18 protein-coding genes and 1 tRNA gene are annotated in these 16,282 nt (G+C 60.7%); 9 read left to right on the forward strand and 10 right to left on the reverse strand.

The window, feature by feature from the left end; all coding sequences use genetic code 11:
• Positions 1-12 precede the first annotated feature (12 nt).
• Positions 13-933 carry an AraC family transcriptional regulator gene (locus P2T68_RS16750; RefSeq protein ID WP_024075729.1) on the reverse strand — a complete coding sequence of 307 codons (921 nt, stop codon included), beginning with the start codon at positions 931-933 and terminating at the stop codon, positions 13-15.
• A gap of 102 nt (positions 934-1,035) precedes the next feature.
• On the opposite strand from P2T68_RS16750, the gene P2T68_RS16755 reads away from it, so the two are divergent.
• Genes P2T68_RS16755 through P2T68_RS16775 form a run of 5 tightly spaced genes read left to right on the forward strand, consistent with a single transcriptional unit; the run spans position 1,036 to position 5,462 of the window.
• Positions 1,036-1,596 carry a carboxymuconolactone decarboxylase family protein gene (locus P2T68_RS16755; protein WP_024075728.1) on the forward strand — a complete coding sequence of 187 codons (561 nt, stop codon included), beginning with the start codon at positions 1,036-1,038 and terminating at the stop codon, positions 1,594-1,596.
• Between the two features lie 51 nt (positions 1,597-1,647).
• On the forward strand, positions 1,648-2,709 hold the full coding sequence (locus P2T68_RS16760; RefSeq protein ID WP_168232951.1) for an acyl-CoA dehydrogenase family protein: 1,062 nt from the start codon (positions 1,648-1,650) through the stop codon (positions 2,707-2,709).
• The gene (locus P2T68_RS16765; RefSeq protein ID WP_168232952.1) at positions 2,706-3,509 is read left to right on the forward strand and encodes an ABC transporter ATP-binding protein; all 804 of its coding nucleotides are present in this window, start codon (positions 2,706-2,708) and stop codon (positions 3,507-3,509) included. The genes P2T68_RS16760 and P2T68_RS16765 overlap by 4 nt, the downstream gene beginning before the upstream one ends.
• Positions 3,496-4,695 carry an ABC transporter substrate-binding protein gene (locus P2T68_RS16770; protein ID WP_024075725.1) on the forward strand — a complete coding sequence of 400 codons (1,200 nt, stop codon included), beginning with the start codon at positions 3,496-3,498 and terminating at the stop codon, positions 4,693-4,695. The genes P2T68_RS16765 and P2T68_RS16770 overlap by 14 nt, the downstream gene beginning before the upstream one ends.
• Complete coding sequence (locus P2T68_RS16775; protein ID WP_024075724.1) at positions 4,692-5,462, forward strand: ABC transporter permease; 771 nt, start codon at positions 4,692-4,694, stop codon at positions 5,460-5,462. Before P2T68_RS16770 ends, P2T68_RS16775 begins: the two co-directional genes overlap by 4 nt.
• 84 nt (positions 5,463-5,546) lie before the next feature.
• Here P2T68_RS16775 and P2T68_RS16780 read toward each other — a convergent pair whose 3' ends face one another.
• Together P2T68_RS16780 and P2T68_RS16785 are read right to left on the reverse strand one after the other, a co-directional pair.
• Positions 5,547-9,248, reverse strand: coding sequence for a membrane-targeted effector domain-containing toxin (locus P2T68_RS16780; RefSeq protein WP_277379624.1), 3,702 nt, complete (start codon positions 9,246-9,248; stop codon positions 5,547-5,549).
• Between the two features lie 333 nt (positions 9,249-9,581).
• A complete protein-coding gene (locus P2T68_RS16785; protein ID WP_277346835.1) occupies positions 9,582-9,716 on the reverse strand; it encodes a hypothetical protein in 135 nt (44 codons plus the stop codon).
• A gap of 188 nt (positions 9,717-9,904) precedes the next feature.
• Between P2T68_RS16785 and P2T68_RS16790 the strand changes: the two genes are divergently transcribed.
• Entirely contained in the window at positions 9,905-10,099 is a 195-nt protein-coding gene (locus tag P2T68_RS16790; RefSeq protein ID WP_017846379.1) for a hypothetical protein, read from the forward strand.
• Between the two features lie 14 nt (positions 10,100-10,113).
• On the opposite strand, the gene P2T68_RS16795 is transcribed toward P2T68_RS16790, so the two are convergent.
• Positions 10,114-10,494 (reverse strand): fe2+ zn2+ uptake regulation protein, encoded by a 381-nt coding sequence (locus P2T68_RS16795; protein WP_024075720.1) that lies wholly within the window; start codon positions 10,492-10,494, stop codon positions 10,114-10,116.
• A gap of 237 nt (positions 10,495-10,731) precedes the next feature.
• Between P2T68_RS16795 and P2T68_RS16800 the strand changes: the two genes are divergently transcribed.
• From P2T68_RS16800 to P2T68_RS16810, 3 genes are all read left to right on the forward strand, one after another.
• Positions 10,732-13,020, forward strand: coding sequence for an acylase (locus tag P2T68_RS16800; protein ID WP_277379625.1), 2,289 nt, complete (start codon positions 10,732-10,734; stop codon positions 13,018-13,020).
• A 213-nt stretch (positions 13,021-13,233) separates the two neighbouring features.
• Positions 13,234-13,307 (forward strand) — tRNA-Cys (locus tag P2T68_RS16805).
• 137 nt (positions 13,308-13,444) lie between these two features.
• Positions 13,445-14,422, forward strand: coding sequence for a site-specific integrase (locus tag P2T68_RS16810; RefSeq protein ID WP_277379626.1), 978 nt, complete (start codon positions 13,445-13,447; stop codon positions 14,420-14,422).
• On the opposite strand, the gene P2T68_RS16815 is transcribed toward P2T68_RS16810, so the two are convergent.
• From P2T68_RS16815 to P2T68_RS16840, 6 genes are all read right to left on the reverse strand, one after another.
• Positions 14,419-14,664, reverse strand: a complete 246-nt coding sequence (locus P2T68_RS16815) for a hypothetical protein (protein WP_277379755.1) — start codon at positions 14,662-14,664, stop codon at positions 14,419-14,421. The two genes, P2T68_RS16810 and P2T68_RS16815, sit on opposite strands and share 4 nt — an antisense overlap.
• A 2-nt stretch (positions 14,665-14,666) precedes the next feature.
• Positions 14,667-14,915, reverse strand: a complete 249-nt coding sequence (locus P2T68_RS16820; protein WP_277379627.1) for a hypothetical protein — start codon at positions 14,913-14,915, stop codon at positions 14,667-14,669.
• On the reverse strand, positions 14,915-15,184 hold the full coding sequence (locus P2T68_RS16825) for a hypothetical protein (protein ID WP_277379628.1): 270 nt from the start codon (positions 15,182-15,184) through the stop codon (positions 14,915-14,917). The genes P2T68_RS16820 and P2T68_RS16825 overlap by 1 nt, the downstream gene beginning before the upstream one ends.
• A 142-nt stretch (positions 15,185-15,326) precedes the next feature.
• The gene (locus tag P2T68_RS16830; RefSeq protein WP_277379629.1) at positions 15,327-15,893 is read right to left on the reverse strand and encodes a hypothetical protein; all 567 of its coding nucleotides are present in this window, start codon (positions 15,891-15,893) and stop codon (positions 15,327-15,329) included.
• Positions 15,890-16,075 carry a hypothetical protein gene (locus P2T68_RS16835; protein ID WP_277379630.1) on the reverse strand — a complete coding sequence of 62 codons (186 nt, stop codon included), beginning with the start codon at positions 16,073-16,075 and terminating at the stop codon, positions 15,890-15,892. The genes P2T68_RS16830 and P2T68_RS16835 overlap by 4 nt, the downstream gene beginning before the upstream one ends.
• Complete coding sequence (locus P2T68_RS16840; RefSeq protein ID WP_277379631.1) at positions 16,062-16,268, reverse strand: hypothetical protein; 207 nt, start codon at positions 16,266-16,268, stop codon at positions 16,062-16,064. The genes P2T68_RS16835 and P2T68_RS16840 overlap by 14 nt, the downstream gene beginning before the upstream one ends.
• Between the last annotated feature and the right edge of the window lie 14 nt (positions 16,269-16,282).

A 16,282-nucleotide genomic window follows, 5' to 3' on the forward strand; every position in this document is an offset into this window, starting at 1 on the left:
CGATGCGTGGGCTTAGCGCTTCACGCCTGGCGCCTGGCCCTTGCGATAGGCCCCCGGCTGCTGGCCAATGACCTTGTGGAACGCCCGCGTAAACGCGGCCACCGACTGATACCCCACCTCCAGCGCAACATCGGCCACGGTCTGGTCGTTTTTGAACAGCTGGCAGGCATGGCGCATGCGCATCATCAGTAGCACTTGCCCTGGCGATTGCCCGCACAGCTCATTGAAGCGCTTGAAAAACGCCGAGCGCGACAGGCCGGTGCAGGCGGCCATGCTTTCCAGGGTCCAGGGCTCCGCCGGCCGGGCGATCAATTGTTCCAGCAGGTGCGCAAATGCCGGCTGCCGGCCCAGCGCGGCGAGGCCGCCCAAGTCGGTGTTGCCGATCACTTGTTGGCGCAGTACATACAGGAACAGCAGGTGGCACAGACGTTCGAGCAGGGTGGACGAGGGCGCCGGAGTGCGTTCGCACTCTTGCAGGATCAGTTCGAACAGGTTGCGCGCGGCGGTCAATGACGGGTCGCCGGCACGCAGGATGATCCACGCGGGCAGGCTGTCGACAATCATTGCGGACAAGCCGGATTGGAAGTGAAAGAACCCGCAGACCAGCCCCACGCCGTCGGTGGCCGCGCTGTCCAGTGGCACCATCGGGCGACGCGGGCATTCCTGCGCACCCGCCGCCGTGGCTTCGCCGGACAGTCGGTACTCAAGGTCACGCAACAGAAACACCGCGTCGCCATTGTTCAGGTGCTGGGGGCTGGGCTCGCCGTCGATATGCAGCCAGCATTGGCCCTGCACGAGCAGGTGGAAACTGGCCCGTGCCAGGCCGTGGGTGCTGGCGTGCCAGTCACCGCAGTAACGCCCGACATGAAACAAGCTGGTCTCGAGTTCAAGGCTGTCTAATAACCAATCGACAAGTGCACCGGACGAATTCATCTAATGGAAAGACTCAAGAGCAAGTAATCGCTACTTTAGCCTATTGAGGCGTTTTTTTATAACCAACAGACTTGGTACACGAACCAATAAGGAGACCGCACCATGTCCCGCGTACCGCTGCTCACCCTCGAAACCGCTCCGCCAGCGGCCAAACCCTTCCTGGAAAATGCGCTGAAAGGCTCGGGTTTCATCCCCAACCTGCTGGCCGTGCTGGCCAATGCGCCGGCCGCGTTGGAGACCTACATCACCGTTTCCGGCCTGAACGCCAAGGCCGAGTTGAGCCTGGCCGATCGCGAAGTGGTGCAACTGATTGCCGCGACCACCCACGGTTGCGATTTCTGCGTGGCCGGCCACACCGCCGTGGCGCGCAACAAAGCCAAGCTGCCCGAAACCGTGATCGAAGCCCTGCGCCAGCGTGGCGAACTGCCCGATGCTCGTTATGAGACCCTCGCCGCGTTCACCCGCGAAGTGATCGCTACCCGAGGCGATGTGAGCGATGCCGGCTACGAGGCGTTCCGGGCCGCCGGCTACTCCGAAGGCCAGGCGCTGGAGGTTATATTGGGGGTCAGCCTGGCCACTCTGTGCAACTTCGCTAATGTGTTTGCCCGTACCCCGTTGAACCCGGAGCTGGCGCAGTACCGTTGGGAACAACCGGCCAGTTGAAGGCGCGCACGCGTCGGTGATGGTCATCTGCTTTAACAAGGAGAAACATGAATGCTTGACCCAATCTTGAGCCGTTGGCTCGATGTTCAAGCGCAGGCCCTGGATGTGGGCAGTTGCGACCCACAGGAAGTGCTGCCGCGGTTGGCAGACGCCAACGTGTTGCGAATCGGCATACCCAAGCACCTCGGTGGCCTCGGCGGCGATGTGGGCGGGGCGGTGGACGCCATCGCGAATGTTGCCAGCCATTCCCTGGCGGCAGCCTTTGTGTGCTGGGGGCAGCGTTCGTTTATCGAGTATCTGTTGCACAGCCCCAACGAGCGGCTGCGTGAGCAGTTGTTGCCGGACCTGCTCAGCGGCAAGCTGGCCGGGGCAACGGGGCTGTCGAATGCAATGAAGTTCCTCTCGGGTATCGAGACCTTGCAGATCAGCGGCGAGCCGAGCGACGACGGTTGGACCCTGAACGGTCGCCTGCACTGGGTGACCAACTTGCGCAAGAACGGCTTCGTCGCCGCCGCCGCGATTGAACATGCCGACGGTGGTGCGCCGTTTATCCTGGCGATCCCGGACTCAGTGGCGGGCTTGCAGCGCTCACACGACCTTGATTTGCTCGGCTTGCAATCCAGCAACACGGCCGCCCTGGGGCTGGAAGGTGTGGAGCTGAGTCGCGACTGGTTGCTGCATGAGGATGCACGCCAGTTCCTGCCGGCGGTGCGCCCGGCGTTTCTTGGCCTGCAATGCGGCATGTCGATTGGCCTGGCGCGTCGCTCGTTGGCGGAAGTGGCCTATCATCTGGGCGCGTCCCGCACCGTGTTGCGTGAAGAGTTGGAGGCGTTGCGCGTGACCCTCGATCACCTGGTCACCGAACTCAAGAAAGGGTTGCTGGCCGGACGTTTTGCCGCCGAACCGGTGCCATTGTTCAAGCTGCGCATTGCCCTCGCGGAAACCGCCGCGAGCGCCGTGCAACTTGAGCTGCAGGCCAGTGGCGGCAAGGCCTACCTCACCGCGCACGGCAGTGGTTTTGCCCGGCGCTGGCGTGAGTCGGCCTTTGTGCCGATTGTGACGCCCAGCCTGGTGCAACTGCGCACCGAACTGCAACGCCAGGCCGCGCTATGAGCCAGGCGGTTCTGACGGCCCGGGGCATTGCCCTGGGGTACGCCAGCGGCCCGGTGCTGCAAGGCTTCGACCTGCAGTTGCAGCCCGGCGAAGTGGTATCGATCCTCGGCCCCAGCGGTGTGGGCAAATCCAGCCTGTTGCGGGTGCTCGCCGGCTTGCAGGCGCCTCAGGGCGGCGGCGTACAGGTACTGGGCGAGCCATTGAGCGGCCCGCACCCGCGTGTGGCGGTGGCGTTCCAGGACCCAAGCCTGTTGCCGTGGCTGAGCCTGGAAAAGAATGTGGCGTTTGGCCTGGACTTCGCCCGTCAGCCGCACCTGAGCCCCGAGGAGCGGCGCCAGCGCGTTGACCATGCCATCGCGGCCGTGGGCCTGGAGCATGCGCGCCAGCAGTTCCCGGCGCAGTTGTCCGGTGGCATGGCCCAGCGCACGGCGTTGGCCCGCTGCCTGGCGCGCCAGCCGCAAGTGTTGCTGCTCGATGAACCCTTTGGTGCCTTGGACGAAGTGACCCGTGCCGACATGCAGTACCTGTTGCTCAAGGTCAATCGCGAACAGGGTTCGGCGGCGGTGTTGATCACCCACGACATCGACGAAGCCTTGCTGCTGTCCGACCGCATCCTGCTACTGGGTAACCGCCCGGCGCGCACGCTGGGCGAATGGCGGATCGACCTGCCTCAACCCCGCGAGGAACAGGTAGAAGCGATTGGCGCGCTGCGCATCGAGATTCTTAAAACCCTACGGCAGGCGAGCCGCCCTCAACCCAACCCCCTTGACCTGCTGGAGCCTAGCCATGTGTCTGGATGACCTGACCCACTCGCGCCGTGATTTTCTCAAACTCTCTGCGGTGCTCAGCGCCGCCGGTGCCTTGCCGCTGTTGAGCAGCCTGCAGGCACGCGCGGCCAATGAACCGGATGCACCGGTACGCATCGGTTATTTGCCGATCACCGACGCCACGCCATTGCTGGTGGCGCATAACAATGGCCTGTTCGAGGCCGAGGGCATCAAGGCCGAGCGCCCGGTGCTGCTACGCAGTTGGGCCCAGGTGATCGAGGCGTTTATCTCGGGCCAGGTCAACGTGATTCACCTGCTGTCGCCGATGACCGTGTGGGCACGCTATGGCAGCCAGGTCCCGGCCAAGGTCGTGGCGTGGAACCACGTCGGCGGTTCCGGGCTGACCGTGGCGCCGGGCATCACTGACGTGAAGCAACTGGGCGGTAAGTCGGTGGCGATTCCGTTCTGGTATTCGATCCATAACGTGGTGGTGCAGCAACTGTTCCGCGATAACGGCCTCACCCCCGTTGCCCGTGCGGCTGGTGGCGCGATTGCCGCCAATGAGGTGAACCTGATCGTGCTGCCGCCCTCGGACATGCCGCCGGCATTGGCCAGCAAGCGCATCGACGGCTACATCGTCGCCGAGCCGTTCAATGCCCTGGCGGAAAACCTCAAGGTCGGTCGCGTGCAGCGTTTTACCGGCGATGTGTGGCGCAACCATGCGTGCTGCGTGGTGTTCATGCATGAGCATGACCTGGTCAACCGCCCGGAGTGGTCGCAGAAGGTGGTGAATGCCATCGTCAAGGCCCAGGTCTGGACCCGCGACCACCGCGAAGAAGCGGTGAAGCTGTTGTCCAAGGATGGCCCGAACCGCTACACGCCGCATGCCGAACCGGTCTTGAGCAAGGTCCTGGCACCGGCGGCCAGCGACCGCGCTGCGTACCTGGCGGAGGGTGCGATCCAGCATGCCAACTGGGACGAACATCGCATCGACTTCCAGCCCTATCCCTTCCCCAGCTACACCGAGGAACTGGTACGGCGCCTGAAAGACACCTTGATCGAAGGCGACAAGAAGTTCCTCGCCGATCTCGACCCGGCCTTCGTCGCCAAGGACCTCGTGGATGACCGCTTTGTGCGCAACGCCATCGAGGCCGTGGGTGGCATGAAGACCTTTGGCTTGCCGGAGGGCTTTGAGCGGCACGAGGAGATCGGCGCTTGAACCGAGGTAAAACCGTAGCGTGGCCGGGCTGGTTGCTCGGGTTGGGAGGCTTGGCCGGGTTGCTGTTGCTCTGGTGGCTGGGTGTGAAGGTGTTTGGCGCTGCCGACGGCTTGTCAGCGCGTTTTTCACTGGCGGCCACGTTCGGCAGCCTGTGGGAGTTGTTGGGGCGCGGCGAGCTGTACCTGCACATTGCGGTGAGCCTCAAGCGCATTGTGGTCGGGCTGTTTCTTGCCTTGCTGGTGGGCGTACCGCTGGGGTTGCTGGTGGGCAGTTCGCGCAACCTGGAGGCTGCGACCACGCCGGCCTTTCAGTTCCTGCGGATGATCTCGCCCCTGTCGTGGATGCCGATCGTGGTGATGCTGATGGGCGTCGGGGACCAGCCGATCTACTTCCTGCTGGCGTTTGCCGCGGTGTGGCCGATCATGCTCAACACCGCTGCCGGGGTGCGCCAGCTGGACCCACGCTGGTTGCAGTTGAGCCAGAGCCTGAGTGCCACGCGCTGGGAGACGCTGCGTCGGGTGATCATTCCAGGCGTGGTCGGGCATGTGTTGACCGGCGTGCGCCTGGCCATCGGCATTTTGTGGATCGTGCTGGTGCCGTGCGAGATGCTTGGGGTCAGTGCCGGGCTGGGGTATTACATCCTCGACACGCGGGACCGCCTGGCTTATTCGGAACTGATGGCGATGGTGCTGCTGATCGGGCTGCTGGGCTTTGCGCTGGATGCGTTTGCGCGATGGTTGCATCAGCGATGGGTGCATGGCGGGTGACAGGCCCTGAACAAAAGCCCGGCCTCCGGCCGGGCGTTTTGTCATCGCGTATGAGCAGGCTGGGTTCAGGGGGTAGGTTGGACCTCAGACCTCGTGGAAAATGTGCAGGTCACCCGGTGCGTCGTGAGGATCTAAGGCCTTTGCCGGATCCGGGAGGTTTTTGGTCTTCCTCATTCCGACGCTTACTCCCGGGTCTGTCCTTGTGAAAACGCCCACCCCAATGCCGCCTGTCAGCTCCGCCACTCCCGGGACTCCTTGGGATGTCTTCATATGGGCATTGCCCATCAGCGCAATCCACTTTTCGCCCGGAGGGTTCTGGCGAATGGTCTGTGCGGCGTAGTAATTGAATTCCCTGAGCCTTGGCTCATTTTGCTGCGCCTGATTGATTGCTTGGAACTGCTCGGGCTCATCTTTGTGCCGGGTGAGATAAGGATGGTCGAGGGGCACGATCTCTATCCCTTCATCATTGAATTTTTTGACCAACTCATCGAATGAGGGCGATAGCCGTGGTGTCTTGCCGTTGCCGAGAAAACCGATGCCGTCGTCAATGACTTTCATCTGTGCGTCATAGAACGTGGCTTCGATATACAGTTTCTTGACCCCTTTTTGCTTGAAGGTGTCTACGTTATCGAACAGCGTCTGGAAACTGGCCATTTCTTTATGGATGTCACCAAAGACCACGCCATCGGATGCATCCAGGGCCTTTTCGATCAGCGTTTTGGGTGTGACTTGACCAGGGATCACGGGGAGGGTGGGGCGAGCCGGAAGGCCGCCGTTTGCCATCCGCCGATAAAAGTCATTCATTTCTTGCCCGAACTTTTGCCGGGTTGCCGCCTTCCTGCTCGGGGTGAAGTGTGCATCGCTTATCGCGCCTTTGATGCTGGTGACATACTCCCCCTGAGGTAAGTGGTCGGTCTTTTGGATGCCGTTCGGGACCGCTTGTACCGGGCCATTCGCCGGTGGCTGCGGACGGGCCGGGCGGTTGCTCGAGCTAAGCGGGTTATGCCGGTTATTGTGTGCGGATGCGGGGAGATTGCGGGATGCGTTTATATTGGGGGCGGGCGGCATCATCCCGTCCAGCGGGTTGAATGCCTCGATCGGCGCTCCGTAAGGTTTGCCCTTGTCGGGATCATAGGCATACCGTTGGCCATCAAACAGGATGGTGCTTCCCTCGACGGTTTGGTCGGCAGCCTTGAAGGTGCCTTGGGTAATAGGTCCATATTCGGCACTGGCGACATTCAACACGTTGTGATGACGACCTATGCGCTTGACCTGTTCAATCCCGTTGTCGATCAGCCTCGCACCGCCTTGAACCAGATCGCCTATACCACTGAAGGGGTTGAGCTCACCGATGACGGTGGTCCCGAGTATTTTTGCCACCCGCAGGGCCTTGGTTGCGGCACTGACGGCCGAGGTTCCGGCTTTTGTCACTTTCGCTGCCGCCCCGGCGCCGGCAGTGACGAAACCAAAGATATCCATGCCCAGGTCTGTCGCGCCATCCAGGTAGTCACCGTTTTGAAAGTTGACAATGGCCGACCTGAGTGGAATCAGGTCCAGTAAAAAGTTGACCAGTTTCCACTCCGTGTCCATCTGCTGATCGTAGCTGCTAGCCCCCTTGGCCTGCCGGACCACGTCCTTGCCGGCAATGTCCAGGTGTTCGACAAAGGCATCGGCAATGGACTGTGTTCGGGCACTTGTGTAGCTCGAAGGCGTGGGCGGAGGAGAACTGACGGTCTTGTCCTGGGCGAAGTCGGCCTCAGGCGAGGTGGTTGGTGTGAACCGCTCAATCGGGTAGACCAGGCTGGCGTTACGTTCGTGCTGATCGGTCAAAACGGTGGTGGGAACCTGGGTCACGCGCCCTTGTTTCAGGTCGATCTTATACACCGTCTCGCCGCTTGGCCCTGTGGCTTTAACCAGCAAATTGTCGTTTTTGCGGTGAAGGGTTCTTCCGGTAAATCCTAGCCCCAGCTTGTAGGTATTGTGCTGGTAGAACTCAAGTTCCCCATGCTCCAGGTTTTGCCTGTCGGCCAGGGGCAATTGGGCAATCATGTGTTTGACCGCCGTAGCAATGCCCTTTTTTCTTGAATCGATGGCTTGGGTGAACTGATCGTTGAAGGTGCTGTTCACGTCGAATTGCAGGGACTCGCCTTGCGTGGCGCGGAGGATGCGTGGGTCTGTGCTTTCCCATTCGTACTGGTGCAAGCCACTCATGGCGATATCCAGCAGCGAGTGCAAGCCTGCCGGGGCACGATTGGGGTCGTAGAGCGGCTGTATGTGGGGTTGCTTGGTGTTCTTGACGCTCAGCAGTTTTTCTTCAAAGGGCACATTCGAGCCGAACCGTTGTTTAAGTGCGGCCAGGGCAATGTCTTTGCGGCTGGGCATTTCAGCCTGGATCTGGGTGGACGCCTCCAATCGTTCATTCGCCTGTTGATTGAACGCGCTGCGGACCTTCTCGACGTCGTCGGGGCTGTAGCGATCAGCTTCTTGCTGGGAGAGTGCGCCACTCACCACGCCCCACACCCGCAGGGCGGCGCGTTGTGCCTGTTGGGTCATGGCTGGATCTTGCAGGCTGGCGTCTTCGGCGGCATTCATGACCTGGGCAAAGCTCATGTTGGGCACTTTGCCCGGTGTCTGGGCTTCTATTGTTGCCGCGGCGATCGACAGGTTGACCCAGGCAGGGCTGCCATAGGTCACGTTGCTGGGGATGTCCTTGATCAGCAACTCGGGCGCCTTGCGGGCCAGCATCAGGTAAGCGCCTACGTTGGCCATTTCGGCCGTGGCGTGGCCTTGCGCGCTCAAGTGCTTGCTCAGGGCCGGGAATATGGCTGATGCGGGTTTGCCCCAATGCTCCGACTGTGCCAGATCAAACCCGGCGACGGTGTTTCGATGGGGCGTGCTGATGGACTGTGGGTCCAGCATCAGATTGAGCGCGGCCAGTGTGTAGTCATTGACGCTGGTGTCAGTCGCAATGCCGTTCAATTGAGTCTGCATGGCTTGCCCCAGCGCTTGTGCACGGGGGGTACTGAGCAGGGTTTCCAGCACCTTCGCTGGATCACGTGCGGCTTCGCCGCTGAGTGGCTGATTGCTGTTGAGATAATCCAGCGGGCCCAGGCTTGCCCCCATCGACGGTGGGTTGGGGTGGAGCGTGACATATTGCGTGGCGGCACTGAGCAACGTGCGTTGCTCCGCGATACTCAGCGGCAGCGGCCAGGACAGGGCACCGCCCAGATTGCCCAGGGGGTGTTCAATGGCCCTGCTGAGCACGGCGTCTGCCAATGCGGTCAAGGCGAAATGGCTGTTCGGTACAGCCACGCCTATGGAGGTGATGAAGGCCTCCATTGTCGTGGCATGGCCGGGGGCGACCGGATAGGACGAGGCGGTTTGCACATCCATGGGGGTCGACTTCAGCGCGGCCAGGATCTCCTGCGGCGTGGCGTTTACACCCAGGCGCTGGGCCATGTCGTTGAGTTTTTGCCCCAGGCTGCGCAGGTTCTGCTTGTCTGCCAGGGTTTGCGCCAAGCTGCCACTGGCGGTATCGGTGGTTGAGGGGTTTGTTTGGGTTGAGTCGGACTGTTCGGTGTCGGTGGTGGGGTTCTGGTTGCCCGGGAGGGCGGGCGTGGGTGTGTCGATCAGGAGGGGAGGCTGTTGGGGCAGAAGGTGCGGTAAGGGCGTGGAGGAAAGACTTGTCATCGGAGGGTACCTTTTCAGACGTGCCGAGAATAAGCGCCTGCCAGTAGGAGGATCCCTGTTCCCCAGACGCCCCTTTTGGGTGCAAAAAACACCCACGGGGGTTCCCTCTGGAGATACCGTGTTGTGTAAGGCTTAGTGTTGGTTAACTTTTGAAAAGTCCTTGCGGGTGTGTGTCAGTTGATGCGTCTGTGGCTGACCCACTGCTATCGGGGGCAAGCCCCCTCCCACATTTGGATCTGCATACATCAGGTCGACCTGAGTGCTTTGGCTGCCCTGGCGCCGACCGGAGTTATGCCTGGTGTACTCGGTTGAAAATGTGGGAGGGGCGGTGCGACGATTCGACTTGCCCCCGATGAGGGAGTGAAGTTGATGCATCCATGGCTGACCAGTCGCCGTTACCGCAGAAACGGATAGGCGGGAACCTGCCCCTCAGCGCTGGTAGTAACCCGGCCCGCCACCTTCATAGCGGTGGTCATGCCAGCCGCCGCCGTGGGGGAATATGATGCAGCCGCTCATGCTCAGCATGATCAGCAGGGGAATCAGCCAGGTGATTCGACGGAACATTTCAAAATCCTCCAGGGTTCTCACGGGGTGACATCAGGCCGGCTCAATAAAAGCATCGAACAAGCCAAAGCTTTTCATCGCCTGTAACATGAGACCCTGCCGACCCCATTCCATCCCCGTCATCGGGTATGTGCCTGGCATGTTCGGCGATACAAAGTGGATACATTCTCAAGGTTCAGGAACCCGTCATGACCCAAAAGCAACGCTTGAAATATTCAATCCTGATCTCCCTGGTGGTGCTGGGGACGATGTTTGGCCTGTCCTACCTGCAGAACACCGGGGTTATCAGCGAAAAAACGTTCCAGTACATCGCCATTGCGGTGGCGGTCACCGTGGTGGTGATCAATGGCGTGATGCGTCGTAAGGTCAAGCCTAACTTCTGATTGACGTCGTCGAGTCAGGCGCGGCCTTCGAGCACTTTGGCAGCCTCTTCATGGAGGCTGTAGCTTTTATCGGCATTGAGGGTGATCACGCCCTCGCTGCACAGGCGCTTGAGTACCTCACGCACGCTGAGGAACGACAAAGGGATGCCCAGTTCCAGCAAGTGGCTGTGCACGCCGCGTACCCCGAGGGTGCGCTGGTGGGCGGCGGCCGTGAGCAGGGCGTCGATGACCTTCAGCCGGATCAGGCTGGTGCGCAAGCCGAAACACTTGAGCAAATGCCGAATTCGTTGGTTGCCTTGCTGCTCTGGCGCTTTGCCGAAGGCTTGTACGCCGCTGCCAAACGTGGCATCGGCGGTCGTTGAGTGTCCGTCCGTGGGCAGTTGCGAGTTGTACATGCAAAAACTCCTTATCAGAGCCTGATCAGGAAAATGATGGCGCTCTTATTCAATAAGACGAACGAGTGAGCGAAATCATGAAGTGCCGCATGTAGAAAATTTGTCGGTATCGGTTTTGTCACAACGCAGTCGCGTTCAATGAACGGACTGCGTCGCTAAATTATTCGCGGTCTGTTGCGTCCTTACGGTGGGGGAATGACCCCAGGCAAGGGTGTTCAATTTGACTGTGGAGTCTGTGTGATTATTTCCAACCGGTTGTCCAGGATGTGCGTGGCGGGACTGATGCTGGGCTTGAGCCTGGCTGCATCGGCGCGCGAGCAGGTGGCGCAGGCGTCCGCCGATATCCGGCGCACCAGCTTCGGCGTGCCGCACATCCGCGCCAGCGATGAGCGCGGCCTGGGGTTTGGCATCGGTTACGCCTACGCCCAGGACAACCTGTGCCTGCTGGCCAATGAAGTGGTCACCGTCAATGGCCAGCGCGCGCGGTTCTTCGGCCCGGAACAGGCGACCCTGGAGGAACGCAACAACCTCTCCAGCGATGTGTTCTTCACCTGGCTGAATACCCCCGAGGCCGTAGCCGCCTTCTGGCATGCGCAGAGCCCGGCGATCCGCCAACGCATCGAAGGTTATGTGGCCGGCTACAACCGCTATCTCAAAGAGCAGGGCGCCCCGGCGCCATGCCAGGCCGGGTGGGTGCGGCCGCTGGTGGTGGAAGATCTGGTGAAGCTGACCCGCAGGCTGCTGGTTGAAGGCGGCGTTGGCCAATTCGCCGAAGCCCTGGTTGGTGCGGCGCCACCCCAGGCCACCGCCAGCGTGCAGCGTCGCGCAAAGGCGTTTGAACTGGCGGCGGCCCAGCAGCAGCGCTTCAGTCTCGATCGCGGCAGCAACGCCGTCGCGGTGGGCCGTGATCGTTCATTCAATGGTCGTGGCATGCTGCTGGCCAACCCGCATTTCCCCTGGGTGGGCGGCATGCGTTTTTACCAGATGCACCTGACCATCCCCGGCCAACTGGATGTGATGGGCGCGGCGCTGCCGGGTCTGCCGGTGATCAACATCGGTTTCAACCAGCATGTGGCTTGGACCCATACGGTCGACACGTCCAAACACTTCACCCTGTACCGACTGACCCTCGACCCCAAGGATTCCACGCGCTACCTGCTGGACGGTCAATCCATCCCCCTGGCGAAAACCTCGGTGACGGTGCAAGTCAAACAGGCCGACGGCAGCCTCAAGGCCGTGTCCCGTACGGTCTACAGTTCGAGCTTCGGCCCCGTGGTGCAATGGCCCGGCAAGCTGGATTGGGACAGCCAGCACGCCTTCAGCCTGCGCGACGCCAACCTGGGCAATGACCGCGTGCTGCAACAGTGGTACGCGATGAACCGCGCCCCCAGCCTCAAGGCACTGCAAACCTCGGTGCACACCCTGCAAGGTATCCCGTGGGTCAACACCGTGGCCGCCGATGATCAGGGCCAGAGCCTGTACATGAACTTGTCGGTGGTGCCCAACGTCAGCGCCGCCAAACTCGCCCAATGCAGCGACCCGCGGGCCGGCCTGCAATTTATCATCCTCGACGGCGCCCGCAGCGCCTGCGCCTGGGACATCGACCCGCATGCCGCGCAACCGGGCATCTTCGCCGCCGCCCAACTGCCGCAACTGGAGCGCACCGACTACGTGCAACACGCCAACGACTCGGCCTGGATGGCCAACCCCAAGGCGCCCTTGACCGGCTTCTCTCCAGTGATCAGCCAGGACCACATCGGCCTTGGCCCGCGCGCGCGCTTCGCCGTGCAGCGCCTGCAATCCCTGGAGCAACGGCCGATCACGGTTGCGGACCTGCACAACATGGTCATGGACAACGAAGTGTATGTGGCGGGCCAAATCATGCCTGACCTGCTGGAATACTGCGCCACGCAACTGGGCAGCGATGCTGTCGCGTTGCAACCGCTGTGTACCAGCCTCAAACACTGGGACCGGCACGCCAACCTCGACAGCGGCCTGGGCCTGGTGCACTTCATCAACCTGGCGGAGCACCTGCAACAAACCCCCGATGCCTGGCGCGTGGCTTTCGACCCGGCCGAACCATTGACCACCCCCCGTGGCCTCGCCATCGACCGCCCCGACGTTGCCAAGGCCTTGCGCGAAGCCATGCTGGCCTCTGCTGCTGAAGTCGCCAGGCTCGGTCTCAGCGCCAACAGCCGCTGGGGCGATATCCAAGTCTCCGGGCAAACCCCCATCCACGGCGGCCCGCAAGCGCTCGGCATCTATAACGCCATGCAAACCGTGCCAAGGGCCGATGGCAAACGCGAAGTGGTCAGCGGCAGCAGTTACTTGCAAATCGTCAGCTTCGACGACCTGGGGCCGAACGCATTGGGCGTGCTCGCGTTCTCCCAGTCCAGCAACCCCGCGTCCAACTATGCCAAGGACCAGACCCAAGCATTCTCCGAGAAAAAACTCCGCCCGCTGCCATTCACCGAAGCGCAAATAAAGGCCGACCCGCAGTACCGGGAACAGGTCATCAAGGAGTAGGGCGCACACGCAACCCCTTGATGACTGGGCAGAATATTTTTTGAAATCAAGGGGTTGCAGGCATAAGCAAATGAGTACATAATGGCGCCCATCGAACGCAATGAAGCGTTAAAAACTTCAATGTATTCAATGAGTTAGAGTAGAGGTAGGGTTTTATAGCCCACTCATGTTTTTATACGGTGAATGTCAGCAACAACGGCATTGATCGTTTGAGGCCGAGTAGCAAAATGGTTATGCAGCGGATTGCAAATCCGCCTACGCCGGTTCGATTCCGACCTCGGCCTCCACTCTTAAAAGCCCCGCAGCCATTGAGCTTGCGGGGCTTTTTTTATGCCTGCGGATTTTGTTCGGCGCGGCGATTGGGACAATCCTGGGACACCGAGACTGTTTGCATGTCCCAGGGCTGATCGGCAAAATCCGCTGCATGGCGACTATCGAACAACGTCCCAATGGGACATGGCGGACCAAGATCCGCAAAAAAGGATACCCGGCTCTTTCGGCTTCGTTCGACACGAAGTCGGAGGCGCAGCGGTGGGCTTCTGAAATCGAGGGGGATATGTCGCGCAAGCGCTTCGTCGATACCCGCGAGGCCGAAGCCACCACGGTTGCGAAGGCCTTTGAGCGCTATGCGCGGGAAGTATCTGCGCAGAAGAAGGGGGCTCGCCAGGAGCTGACCCGGATAAAGACGTGGTCCGAGGGGAAGTATGGCGGCAAGTCGCTGGCAGAACTGCGGTCGTCTGACCTGGCCGAGTACCGCGATGCGCGCCTAGCTGCCGGTGCATCGACCAACACCATTCGGTTATCGATGGCGCTGATCAGCCACTTGTACACCGTGGCAATCAAGGACTGGGGGATTGAGGGGCTGAGCAACCCAGTGGCAAAACTGAGGATGCCGAAGGGTAGCCGTGAGCGTGACCGCCGACCGAGTGCTGCTGAGTTGAAAGCGGTGATCAAGGCCGCTGGCGAGTTTCATGCCGAGATGCCGGTGATCATCGAGATTGCCGTAGAGACCGCAATGCGCCGTGGCGAGCTGCTGACGCTCCGGCGCGCCGACATCAGGGGCAAGCATGCGCTGCTGGAGGACACCAAAAACGGCAGTCGCCGGCTGGTGCCGCTGTCAATCCGGGCCCGCGCGCTGCTTGAGTCGTTGCCTGCGCGCATTGATGGCCAGGTGTTTTCCCTGGCCCCGCACTCCGTGAGCCAGTATTTCTTGCGCGCCTGCCGGGCGGCTGGAGTAAAGAATCTCCACTTCCACGACATGCGGCATGAAGGCACCTCGCGCTTCTTTGAAAGGGGATTGGCGCTCATGGAAGTTGCCTCCATCACTGGGCACCGCACCCTTAGTGTTTTGCGCAGGTACACCCACCTTTGTCCTGACGCCCTGGCGGACAAGCTCGGCTAACCCACACGGGCGAGCGTCGGCGGCGTCTGGCGTTTCCGTCCTGGCCGCTTCGGCGCATGCATCCCTTCCTCGCACTCTTTCAGGAACCGCATGACCGTGCTGACCCTCCAGCAAATCCGGCTGCCCTGCTTGAAGAACGGCGGCAGCCAGTATGCTCCCGCCTGGTGTGCACTGCGAATCGATGACTCGGACCGGCCCAGCAGTTTTGCCAGTTCCGGGACGTGGATCACTTCCTGTTCAATGCTCATGGCTTCACCTTCAGGCCGAGTGATTCAAGCGTGTCACGTATTGCGTGGTTGCGAATGCAATTTCCACCCTGAACGGCTGGGTTAGGCAACTCCACCTCAATGGATTCGCGGGAGGCAAACCATGCCCACTCAGCACAAACCAACATCGCAGCCGCATCGGGGTTGCTGTGTGCAGCCATTCGCCCAAAGCCAAATTGTTTTACGAATGCCACAATGAACTCTCCCCGCAGTTTCTCAGTGCTCATCACTCATCCTCCCCAGCTTTGGCGCGGGAAATAAACTCTTCTGCCTTTCTGATCGCAACGAAAGCCATTGGATCAATAACCGGCAGGAGATATTCGACCATTGCAACCGCCTCGTCATAGATGGGTTGCGGCGGGGTTGGGGCGGCTGCCAATGCTCTGGCCTTCTGAATAGCATCGTTCAGCTCGTGGAGGGTATAGTTGCTACTGTTGGAAAACACATCCAGCAGCTCGCTTGAGATACGCTTGTAACCCTTAGGAATATTGTTCATACCACCTCCACAGCCTTGAATTGCCCCGGCCGCCACAGCCTGCTTGGCTGGCCCTGGTAGAAGCTGACGTAGCTCCCTAGGGTTGATGTCGACTTGCTGACACGGTGCCAGCTGCCGGTGTTGTCTTGGATTCGGTGGGTGGTCATTGGGGTGCCTGCTTGCGGTAGCCCATATCCAGAATTTCACCAACGATTTGCATGCGGAACTGCCAGTTTTCCTCGTTCTCGCCTTCCGTTCTGCCGTCGGCTGTCATGGCATTGAGGATTTCAGTTCTCGCTAGATCGCGCTCTTCCGCCGCGATCTGCTCGGGCGTGCGGATTGGGCGGAACTGATCAACCCAGCTCGGCTTGGTGTTTTCCAGGCTGAACACAAGAATTTCGCCTGGCGATTCCGGTAACGGCCCATGTACAACTTTGGCAATCTGCCAGAACCGAGCACTACCGAGAGCTGGCAGCATGGCTTCAATCTCGATGCCTACAGGCGGCAGGCCTTCGCCGGCCCATTCAGGCTTGGCAACTGGCCGAAGCTCTGCGCCAGCAGGGAAATCTGCGCGGCCACCCATCCAAGTCCATACGTAAATTCCAGCCCCTGGACAAATCTGCTGAACTTGGCCAATGCCGTCGCGTCGATACCATGCGTCGTAAGTTTCAGACGCCCCCAAGTAACCAGCCTCGGCGTCATACGGAGCCTTGCTCCAATCAATGCTCATACCTTCCTCCAAGCTTCACGCTGTGCTTTGTTCCAGCCTTCAATCCACCGCTGCATCGAAACAGGCGATGTATCCTTTTCAAGCTGATATGGGTTTTGAGTGAGGGGTGTTCCATTTTTGAAAGCCTGGTAGCCAAGCTCGAATGGACGCAGCTTGTGCCCGTGCAGCTCAGCAGAGGCCATGGCGGACTACCTCGATCACCTGCAGCATTCCCTTCGCGTAGTCAGCCGGCCGAACCTGCGACACCACCTCAAGGTTGTGCGCCATCGTTTCCACCGGACCGCGTCCATCAAACATGCATTTGGGAAGGTGGGGTGCCTGCTCGATCATCTGCGCGGCAAAGCGTTGTCCTTCCCATATTTCAATCTGAGACATAGCAAAGCTCCTTG

Origin of the sequence: Pseudomonas sp. G11, from assembly GCF_029457515.1 — a bacterium.
In the GTDB taxonomy this organism is placed as follows: domain Bacteria; phylum Pseudomonadota; class Gammaproteobacteria; order Pseudomonadales; family Pseudomonadaceae; genus Aquipseudomonas; species Aquipseudomonas gorinensis.

Excerpts from the sequence above, each read along its gene's own strand:
- P2T68_RS16750 (WP_024075729.1), bottom strand. The coding sequence starts at position 933 with ATGAATTCGTCCGGTGCACTTGTCGATTGGTTATTAGACAGCCTTGAA.
- P2T68_RS16755 (WP_024075728.1), top strand. The coding sequence starts at position 1,036 with ATGTCCCGCGTACCGCTGCTCACCCTCGAAACCGCTCCGCCAGCGGCC.
- P2T68_RS16760 (WP_168232951.1), top strand. The coding sequence starts at position 1,648 with ATGCTTGACCCAATCTTGAGCCGTTGGCTCGATGTTCAAGCGCAGGCC.
- P2T68_RS16765 (WP_168232952.1), top strand. The coding sequence starts at position 2,706 with ATGAGCCAGGCGGTTCTGACGGCCCGGGGCATTGCCCTGGGGTACGCC.
- P2T68_RS16770 (WP_024075725.1), top strand. The coding sequence starts at position 3,496 with ATGTGTCTGGATGACCTGACCCACTCGCGCCGTGATTTTCTCAAACTC.
- P2T68_RS16785 (WP_277346835.1), bottom strand. The coding sequence starts at position 9,716 with ATGTTCCGTCGAATCACCTGGCTGATTCCCCTGCTGATCATGCTGAGC.
- P2T68_RS16790 (WP_017846379.1), top strand. The coding sequence starts at position 9,905 with ATGACCCAAAAGCAACGCTTGAAATATTCAATCCTGATCTCCCTGGTG.
- P2T68_RS16795 (WP_024075720.1), bottom strand. The coding sequence starts at position 10,494 with ATGTACAACTCGCAACTGCCCACGGACGGACACTCAACGACCGCCGAT.
- P2T68_RS16810 (WP_277379626.1), top strand. The coding sequence starts at position 13,445 with ATGGCGACTATCGAACAACGTCCCAATGGGACATGGCGGACCAAGATC.
- P2T68_RS16820 (WP_277379627.1), bottom strand. The coding sequence starts at position 14,915 with ATGAGCACTGAGAAACTGCGGGGAGAGTTCATTGTGGCATTCGTAAAA.
- P2T68_RS16825 (WP_277379628.1), bottom strand. The coding sequence starts at position 15,184 with ATGAACAATATTCCTAAGGGTTACAAGCGTATCTCAAGCGAGCTGCTG.
- P2T68_RS16830 (WP_277379629.1), bottom strand. The coding sequence starts at position 15,893 with ATGAGCATTGATTGGAGCAAGGCTCCGTATGACGCCGAGGCTGGTTAC.
- P2T68_RS16835 (WP_277379630.1), bottom strand. The coding sequence starts at position 16,075 with ATGGCCTCTGCTGAGCTGCACGGGCACAAGCTGCGTCCATTCGAGCTT.
- P2T68_RS16840 (WP_277379631.1), bottom strand. The coding sequence starts at position 16,268 with ATGTCTCAGATTGAAATATGGGAAGGACAACGCTTTGCCGCGCAGATG.